Below are 10000 nucleotides of genomic sequence, written 5' to 3' on the forward strand. Positions count from 1 at the left end.
ATGGAGAATATATTAGATCTTTGGAATCAAGCTCTAGCTCAAATTGAGAAAAAGCTAAGCAAACCGAGTTTCGAAACTTGGATGAAGTCGACGAAAGCCCATTCGCTGCAAGGGGATACCTTAACCATCACCGCTCCCAATGAATTTGCCAGAGACTGGCTGGAGTCCAGGTACTTACATCTCATTGCAGATACCATATACGAATTAACCGGGGAAGAATTGAGCGTCAAATTTGTCATTCCTCAAAATCAGGACGAAGAAAACTTTTTACCGAAACCGCAAGTGAAAAAAGCGGCAAAAGAGGAACCGTCTGATTTTCCCCAAAGCATGCTCAACCCGAAATATACATTCGACACATTCGTCATCGGATCGGGAAACCGATTCGCCCATGCAGCATCACTGGCTGTGGCGGAAGCACCCGCTAAAGCGTACAACCCTTTATTTATATACGGGGGAGTCGGCTTAGGAAAAACCCACTTAATGCACGCGATCGGCCATTATGTCATTGATCATAATCCTTCAGCCAAAGTGGTGTACCTGTCTTCTGAAAAATTCACAAATGAATTCATCAACTCAATCCGCGATAATAAAGCCGTTGATTTCCGCAACCGCTACCGGAACGTTGATGTACTTTTGATAGATGATATTCAATTTTTAGCCGGAAAAGAACAAACACAGGAAGAGTTTTTCCATACATTCAACACGCTTCATGAAGAAAGCAAACAAATCGTGATTTCCAGCGACAGACCGCCGAAAGAGATCCCGACCCTTGAAGACCGCCTGCGTTCGCGGTTCGAATGGGGATTGATTACCGATATCACACCGCCGGATCTGGAAACGCGGATTGCCATCCTGAGAAAAAAAGCGAAGGCGGAAGGCCTTGATATTCCGAACGAGGTCATGCTTTACATCGCGAATCAGATTGACAGCAACATCCGCGAACTGGAAGGGGCATTAATACGGGTTGTCGCCTATTCATCCTTAATCAATAAAGACATTAACGCAGACCTGGCTGCAGAAGCATTGAAAGATATTATTCCGTCTTCTAAGCCGAAGGTCATTACGATAAAAGAGATTCAGCGGATTGTCGGACAGCAGTTCAACATTAAGCTAGAAGATTTCAAAGCGAAAAAGCGCACGAAATCCGTGGCGTTCCCAAGACAGATTGCGATGTATCTTTCAAGAGAAATGACGGATTCTTCTTTGCCTAAAATCGGGGAAGAATTTGGCGGCAGAGACCATACAACCGTCATTCACGCCCATGAAAAGATTTCAAAACTGCTGATTGATGACGAGCAGCTTCAGCAGCAGGTGAAAGAAATAAAAGAACTGCTTAAATAATAGTGTCCTCGGATGAATCGGGGAAAGTGTGAATAACTTTTTCATAGCCATACACAGTCTGTCCACATGTGGATAGGCTGTGTTTCCTGTCTTTTTCACAACTTATCCACAAATCCACAGGCCCTACTATTACTACTGCTATTTTTAAAATATATTAATTATATTATCCGTTAGGAGGATAAACATGAAATTTACGATTCAAAAAGATCGTTTAGTCGAAAGTGTACAAGACGTTCTAAAAGCCGTTTCATCCAGAACCACAATTCCCATTCTCACTGGTATTAAGATCGTCGCCTCAGATGAAGGTGTATCTTTCACAGGAAGTGACTCTGATATTTCAATCGAGTCATTCATTCCGAAAGAAGATGATGATAAAGAAATCGTGACGATCGATCAGCCGGGAAGTATCGTGCTGCAAGCGCGTTTCTTCAGTGAAATCGTTAAAAAACTGCCGATGGCGACTGTTGAAATCGAAGTTCAAAATCAATATTTAACGATTATCCGTTCCGGAAAAGCCGAATTTAATTTAAACGGCCTTGATGCAGATGAATATCCGCATCTACCGCAAATCGAAGAGCATCACGCCATTCAGATTCCGACGGATCTTTTGAAAAACCTGATCCGCCAAACCGTGTTCGCTGTGTCCGCCTCAGAAACACGCCCTATCTTGACAGGTGTAAACTGGAAAGTCGAAAACGGTGAATTATTATGCACTGCCACGGATAGCCACCGACTCGCTTTAAGAAAGGCGAAGCTTGATATTCCGGAAGACAGCTCTTATAACGTGGTCATTCCCGGGAAAAGCTTAACCGAGCTGAGCAAAATTCTTGATGACAACCAAGAACTGGTTGATATCGTCATTACAGAAACCCAAGTTCTGTTCAAAGCGAAAAACGTATTGTTCTTCTCAAGATTGCTTGACGGAAACTATCCGGACACGACCAGCTTAATTCCGCAGGAAAGCAAAACGGAAATCGTCGTGAACACGAAGGAATTTTTACAGGCGATAGACCGTGCTTCTTTATTGGCGAGAGAAGGCCGCAACAACGTTGTAAAGCTTTCTGCCAAACCGGCGGATTCGCTGGAGATTTCATCAAATTCTCCGGAAATCGGGAAAGTGGTCGAAGCTGTGCTGGCTGACCAGATTGACGGCGAGGAATTAAATATTTCATTCAGTCCAAAATATATGATGGACGCACTGAAAGTACTTGAAGGAGCGGACATCCGTATCAGCTTTACGGGAGCGATGAGACCGTTTCTTATCCGTACGCCGAATGATGAAACCATCGTTCAGCTCATCCTTCCGGTCAGAACGTATTAATCAAACAGAATGTGCTGCCGGCTTTGTTCGGCAGCTTTTCTATTCATCAGCCGCTCCCTCGAGTTTTCCCTTTCCTTATTTCAGGATTTTTTAGTACAATTAGATATTAGTGATATTTGAAAGAGGTCGATAATATGGCAAATCCGATTTCGATTGATACAGAAATGATTACGCTTGGCCAGTTTTTAAAATTAGCCGATGTGATTCAGTCCGGCGGCATGGCGAAGTGGTTTCTGAGCGAGCATGAGGTGACTGTCAACAATGAACCTGACAATCGCCGCGGCAGAAAGCTTTACGTTGGAGACGTGGTCGCGATTGAAGGATTTGGTTCATTTCAAGTCGTCAATTAAAGCGGGTGACAGCGGTTGTATATCCAAAATTTAGAATTAACATCCTACCGTAATTATGAGCGCGCTGAGCTTCAATTCGAAAACAAGGTGAATGTGATCATCGGAGAAAATGCCCAAGGCAAAACCAATTTGATGGAAGCCATCTATGTCCTTTCGATGGCAAAGTCACACCGCACCTCAAATGACAAAGAACTTATACGGTGGGACGAAGACTATGCTAAAATAGAAGGAAGAGTGATGAAGCGTAACGGGGACATCCCGATGCAGCTTGTCATCTCCAAAAAAGGTAAAAAGGGCAAGGTCAATCATATAGAGCAGCAAAAACTCAGTCAGTATGTCGGAGCGCTGAACACCATTATGTTTGCCCCTGAGGATTTAAATCTCGTCAAAGGAAGCCCTCAGGTGAGGAGGAGATTTCTCGATATGGAGATCGGGCAGGTTTCTGCCGTTTATCTGTATGATTTATCTCTTTATCAAAAAATCCTTTCACAGCGGAATCATTTTCTGAAACAGCTGCAAAGCCGGAAACAGACTGACCGGACTATGCTTGACGTTCTCACTGATCAGCTGATTGAAGCAGCCGCAAAAGTTGTCGCCAAACGTCTGCAGTTTACGGCACAGCTTGAAAAATGGGCGCAGCCGATCCATTCCGGCATTTCCCGGGGACTTGAAGAACTGACGCTTAAGTATCACACGGCGCTTGATGTATCAGATCCCAAAGATTTGTCGAAAATAGGTAACAGCTACCAGGAGTCTTTTTCGAAATTAAAAGAAAAAGAAATAGAACGAGGCGTCACATTATTCGGACCGCATCGGGATGATGTCCTTTTTTATGTGAACGGACGCGATGTGCAGACGTACGGTTCACAGGGACAGCAGCGTACGACGGCTTTGTCTTTGAAGCTGGCCGAAATAGATTTGATTCATGAAGAAATCGGAGAATACCCCATTTTACTTTTGGATGATGTACTAAGCGAGCTGGATGATTACCGACAGTCCCATTTGCTTCATACGATCCAAGGCCGTGTGCAGACATTTGTCACCACGACAAGCGTGGATGGCATTGACCACGATACCTTACATCAAGCAGGAATGTTCCGTGTGGAAAACGGTACGTTAGTGAAGTGAAGAAATGAGGTGAGCGATTGTATATTCATTTAGGTGACGACTTTGTCGTTTCAACACGCGATATCGTCGGCATTTTTGACTGCAAGGTCAATGTATCGCCGATCGTTGAAGAATTTCTGGACAGACAGAAAGAAAAAGTAGTGCCGTCCGTAAACGGCACGCCAAAGTCTATCGTAGTCACGACTGAGAATATATATTACTCTCCCTTATCTTCCGGCACACTGAAGAAACGTGCGCAATTTATGTTAGAAATAGATTCTTAGCGGATCTTTACAATGAATATATCGTTTAAGAAAAGTGTAGGTGAATGTGCATGGCTATGGAACAGCAGCAAAATAGTTATGATGAGAATCAGATACAGGTATTAGAAGGTTTGGAAGCTGTTCGAAAGAGACCGGGGATGTACATCGGATCAACTAACAGCAAAGGCCTTCACCACTTGGTGTGGGAAATCGTCGACAACAGTATTGACGAAGCCCTGGCCGGTTATTGTACAGATATTAACATCGAGATTGAAAAAGATAACAGCATTACCGTTAAGGACAACGGGCGCGGAATTCCGGTCGGTATCCAGGAGAAGATGGGCCGCCCTGCGGTTGAAGTCATCATGACCGTTCTCCACGCCGGCGGTAAATTTGACGGAAGCGGATATAAAGTATCCGGCGGTCTTCACGGTGTAGGGGCGTCTGTCGTAAACGCCTTGTCGACCACTCTTGACGTTACGGTTCATCGTGACGGAAAAATCCACTATCAGGCGTACGAGCGCGGTGTACCTGTGGCCGATCTTGAAGTGATCGGTGATACTGATAAGACCGGAACGATTACGCACTTCGTTCCGGATCCGGAAATTTTCAAAGAAACAACCGAATACGACTATGACCTGCTTTCAAACCGTGTCCGGGAATTGGCCTTCCTGACAAAAGGTGTAAACATCACGATTGAAGACAAACGTGAAGGACAAGAACGGAAAAACGAGTACCACTACGAAGGCGGAATCAAAAGCTATGTTGAGTACTTAAACCGTTCCAAAGAAGTCGTTCATGAAGAGCCGATTTATATCGAAGGCGAGAAAGACGGCATAACGGTTGAAGTTGCATTGCAATACAACGACAGCTATACAAGCAATATTTATTCTTTCACAAATAATATCAACACATACGAAGGCGGCACGCACGAAGCCGGATTTAAAACCGGTCTGACCCGTGTTATAAACGACTATGCAAGAAGAAAAGGGATTTTCAAAGAAAATGATCCGAATTTAAGCGGGGATGATGTGAGGGAAGGGCTGACTGCCATTATTTCAATTAAGCACCCTGATCCGCAATTCGAAGGGCAGACGAAAACGAAGCTCGGCAACTCCGAAGCGAGAACGATCACTGATACGCTGTTTTCTTCTGCGCTGGAAACATTCCTTCTTGAAAATCCGGACTCAGCCCGCAAAATCGTTGAAAAAGGTTTAATGGCCGCAAGAGCGCGGATGGCAGCGAAAAAAGCGCGGGAATTGACCCGCCGCAAAAGTGCGCTTGAGATTTCCAATCTGCCGGGCAAACTGGCGGACTGTTCTTCTAAAGATCCGAGCATTTCCGAGCTGTATATCGTAGAGGGTGACTCTGCGGGCGGATCAGCGAAACAGGGACGGGACCGTCATTTCCAAGCCATTCTGCCGCTGCGCGGTAAGATTCTGAACGTTGAGAAAGCCAGACTTGATAAGATTCTCTCAAACAATGAGGTCAGATCAATGATCACGGCCCTCGGAACAGGAATCGGAGAAGATTTTAATCTTGAAAAAGCGCGTTATCATAAAGTGGTCATCATGACGGATGCCGATGTTGACGGCGCCCACATCAGAACGCTTTTATTAACGTTCTTCTACAGATACATGCGGGAAATCATCGAAAACGGCTATGTCTACATTGCCCAGCCGCCGCTTTATAAAGTGCAGCAGGGAAAACGGGTGGAATACGCTTATAATGATAAGCAGCTTGATGAGCTGTTAAAAGAACTTCCGCAATCACCTAAGCCCGGCCTCCAGCGTTATAAAGGTCTTGGAGAAATGAACGCGACTCAGCTTTGGGAAACGACAATGGACCCTGCGACCAGAACGCTTCTGCAAGTCAATCTTGAAGATGCAATGGACGCTGACGAGACTTTTGAAATGCTGATGGGTGACAAAGTAGAACCGCGGAGAAACTTCATAGAAGCAAACGCCAGATACGTGAAAAATCTTGATATTTAACCAAGAAAGCCTTATTTTCGTTAAGAAATAAGGCTTTTTTCTCAAAGCGGCTTCTAAAGCCTCTGAAAACCCGCAAAACCCGTATATTCTACTAAATTAATGTGTATAAACACAAGTTTATTGATATAATGGAGAATAGTGAAATCGTATTGAAGATCATAATGGACAATCTACTCCCACATTATTTCATGTGATACTTCAGGGAGGTTTTTTTAATGAGTGAACAAAACACACCACAAGTACGTGAAGTCAATATCAGTCAGGAAATGCGGACATCCTTCCTGGACTATGCAATGAGCGTTATCGTATCCCGGGCGCTTCCGGATGTGCGTGACGGTCTGAAGCCGGTTCACAGGCGGATTTTGTACGCAATGAATGATTTAGGCATGACCAGTGACAAACCATATAAAAAATCTGCCCGTATCGTCGGTGAAGTTATCGGTAAGTACCACCCGCACGGTGACTCAGCGGTTTACGAATCAATGGTCAGAATGGCGCAGGATTTTAACTACCGCTACATGCTTGTTGACGGACACGGCAACTTCGGTTCGGTTGACGGCGACTCAGCGGCCGCGATGCGTTACACAGAAGCGAGAATGTCAAAAATCGCAATGGAAATCCTCCGGGACATTACGAAAGATACGATTGATTATCAAGATAACTATGACGGCGCAGAAAGAGAACCTGTCGTCATGCCTTCGAGATTTCCGAATCTGCTCGTAAACGGAGCTGCCGGTATTGCGGTCGGAATGGCGACAAATATTCCTCCGCATCAGCTTGGGGAAGTCATTGAAGGCGTGCTTGCCGTAAGTGAGAATCCTGAGATTACAAACCAGGAGCTGATGGAATACATCCCGGGCCCGGATTTTCCGACTGCAGGTCAGATTTTGGGCCGGAGCGGCATCCGCAAGGCATATGAATCCGGACGGGGATCCATTACGATCCGGGCTAAGGCTGAAATCGAAGAGACATCATCGGGAAAAGAAAGAATTATTGTCACAGAACTTCCTTATCAGGTGAACAAAGCGAGATTAATTGAAAAAATCGCAGATCTTGTCCGGGACAAAAAAATCGAAGGAATTACCGATCTGCGTGACGAATCCGACCGTAACGGAATGAGAATCGTCATTGAGATCCGCCGTGACGCCAATGCTCACGTCATTTTGAATAACCTGTACAAACAAACGGCCCTGCAGACGTCTTTCGGAATCAACCTGCTGGCGCTCGTTGACGGACAGCCGAAGGTACTAAGCCTGAAACAATGTCTGGAGCATTATCTTGATCACCAAAAGATTGTGATCCGGCGCAGAACGGCTTACGAACTTCGCAAAGCGGAAGCGAGAGCTCACATTCTGGAAGGTTTAAGAATTGCTCTCGATCATTTAGATGCTGTTATTTCTCTTATCCGCAGTTCCCAGACGGCTGAAATTGCGAGAACAGGTTTGATCGAACAATTCTCACTGACTGAAAAACAAGCGCAAGCCATTCTGGATATGCGCCTTCAGCGATTAACCGGTCTGGAGCGCGAAAAGATTGAAGAGGAATATCAATCACTTGTTGCGCTTATCGCCGAGCTGAAAGATATTTTAGCCAATGAAGAAAGAGTTCTTGAGATCATCCGTGAAGAACTTAATGAAATCAAAGAGCGTTTCAATGATGAGAGACGCACTGAAATCGTGACGTCCGGTCTTGAAACAATTGAAGATGAAGATCTTATCGAGAGAGAAAACATCGTCATCACACTGACCCATAACGGCTATGTTAAACGTCTCCCGGCGTCCACATACCGCAGCCAAAAACGGGGCGGAAAAGGCGTACAGGGAATGGGAACGAATGAAGATGACTTTGTGGAACACTTAATTTCCACATCAACGCACGATACGATCCTGTTCTTCTCTAATAAAGGGAAGGTCTACCGTTCTAAAGGTTATGAAATCCCTGAATACGGCCGTACGGCAAAAGGCATTCCGATTATTAACCTTCTGGAAGTTGAAAAAGGCGAATGGATTAATGCCATTATTCCGGTCAGCACGTTTGATGAAGAGCAATACCTCTTCTTTACGACCAAACAAGGGGTGTCGAAACGTACGGCACTGTCCCAGTTTGCGAATATACGGAATAACGGGCTGATCGCCCTAGGTCTCCGGGAAGACGATGAACTGATGGCCGTCCGCCTGACTGACGGCAAGAAACAAATCATCATCGGAACGAAGAACGGTTTGCTGATCCGTTTCCCTGAAGAAGATGTAAGACAAATGGGACGCACAGCTGCGGGTGTTAAAGGCATCACGCTGACAGATGATGATGTCGTTGTAGGCATGGAGATTCTTGAAGAAGACTCCCACGTCCTCATAGTGACAGAAAACGGCTACGGCAAACGCACACCGGCTTCAGAATACAGAGTTCAAAGCCGGGGCGGAAAAGGCCTTAAAACATGTAAAATCACTGACAGCAATGGTCCGTTAGTAACCGTGAAAGCAACAAAAGGCGAAGAGGACTTAATGATTATTACGGCAAGCGGCGTGTTAATCAGAATGGATATTAATGATATTTCCACTACGGGACGCGTAACACAAGGCGTCCGTCTGATCCGCATGTCTGATCAAGAGCATGTAGCCACTGTGGCGCTTGTGGAAAAGAATGAAGAAGAGCCGGAAGAAACGGAAGAAGTATAAACGAAAAAGCGCAGCTGTAATAGGCTGCGCTTTTACTATATAAAGAATTGAAAAAAAGCTTTGACACATAGTGATGATGCTGATATAATCATTTTTGTTGTCTTTTTAATAGAAGGCAAGCCTAGCGAAAATATTTTTTAAAAAAGTATTGACCTAGCAAACTGAAAATGTTATGATTAAGAGGTCGCTTCGAGAGAAGTGAAAAAAGTTCTTTGAAAACTAAACAAGACAAAACGTACCTGTTAATTCAAAGTTTTAAATAAATCGCACAGCGATGTGCGTAGTCAGTCAAACTACTTTATCGGAGAGTTTGATCCTGGCTCAGGACGAACGCTGGCGGCGTGCCTAATACATGCAAGTCGAGCGGACAGATGGGAGCTTGCTCCCTGATGTTAGCGGCGGACGGGTGAGTAACACGTGGGTAACCTGCCTGTAAGACTGGGATAACTCCGGGAAACCGGGGCTAATACCGGATGGTTGTTTGAACCGCATGGTTCAGACATAAAAGGTGGCTTTGGCTACCACTTACAGATGGACCCGCGGCGCATTAGCTAGTTGGTGAGGTAACGGCTCACCAAGGCAACGATGCGTAGCCGACCTGAGAGGGTGATCGGCCACACTGGGACTGAGACACGGCCCAGACTCCTACGGGAGGCAGCAGTAGGGAATCTTCCGCAATGGACGAAAGTCTGACGGAGCAACGCCGCGTGAGTGATGAAGGTTTTCGGATCGTAAAGCTCTGTTGTTAGGGAAGAACAAGTGCCGTTCAAATAGGGCGGCACCTTGACGGTACCTAACCAGAAAGCCACGGCTAACTACGTGCCAGCAGCCGCGGTAATACGTAGGTGGCAAGCGTTGTCCGGAATTATTGGGCGTAAAGGGCTCGCAGGCGGTTTCTTAAGTCTGATGTGAAAGCCCCCGGCTCAACCGGGGAGGGTCATTGGAAACT

General features: G+C 45.5%; 7 protein-coding genes and 1 rRNA gene (1 of these 8 cut by a window edge). All 8 read left to right on the forward strand.

The window, feature by feature from the left end:
* Nucleotides 1-1341 carry a chromosomal replication initiator protein DnaA gene (dnaA, locus tag G4O42_RS00005; RefSeq protein ID WP_007409908.1) on the forward strand — a complete coding sequence of 447 codons (1341 nt, stop codon included), beginning with the start codon at nucleotides 1-3 and terminating at the stop codon, nucleotides 1339-1341.
* Nucleotides 1342-1525: 184 nt separating this feature from the next.
* A complete protein-coding gene (gene dnaN, locus G4O42_RS00010; protein WP_007409909.1) occupies nucleotides 1526-2662 on the forward strand; it encodes a DNA polymerase III subunit beta in 1137 nt (378 codons plus the stop codon).
* 134 nt (nucleotides 2663-2796) lie between these two features.
* Nucleotides 2797-3012 (forward strand): ribosome maturation protein RlbA, encoded by a 216-nt coding sequence (gene rlbA / locus G4O42_RS00015; RefSeq protein ID WP_004392910.1) that lies wholly within the window; start codon nucleotides 2797-2799, stop codon nucleotides 3010-3012.
* A 15-nt stretch (nucleotides 3013-3027) separates the two neighbouring features.
* Nucleotides 3028-4140, forward strand: coding sequence for a DNA replication/repair protein RecF (gene recF, locus G4O42_RS00020; protein ID WP_007409910.1), 1113 nt, complete (start codon nucleotides 3028-3030; stop codon nucleotides 4138-4140).
* Between the two features lie 17 nt (nucleotides 4141-4157).
* Entirely contained in the window at nucleotides 4158-4403 is a 246-nt protein-coding gene (remB, locus tag G4O42_RS00025; RefSeq protein WP_004392908.1) for an extracellular matrix regulator RemB, read from the forward strand.
* A 56-nt stretch (nucleotides 4404-4459) separates the two neighbouring features.
* A complete protein-coding gene (gyrB, locus tag G4O42_RS00030) occupies nucleotides 4460-6376 on the forward strand; it encodes a DNA topoisomerase (ATP-hydrolyzing) subunit B (RefSeq protein WP_007409911.1) in 1917 nt (638 codons plus the stop codon).
* Between the two features lie 215 nt (nucleotides 6377-6591).
* Complete coding sequence (gene gyrA / locus G4O42_RS00035) at nucleotides 6592-9051, forward strand: DNA gyrase subunit A (protein WP_032875298.1); 2460 nt, start codon at nucleotides 6592-6594, stop codon at nucleotides 9049-9051.
* 298 nt (nucleotides 9052-9349) lie between these two features.
* Nucleotides 9350-10000: ribosomal RNA gene (locus G4O42_RS00040) — 16S ribosomal RNA — on the forward strand (it continues 899 nt past the right edge of the window).

This window comes from Bacillus sp. LUNF1 (assembly GCF_011008975.1).
Lineage (GTDB): Bacteria > Bacillota > Bacilli > Bacillales > Bacillaceae > Bacillus > Bacillus velezensis.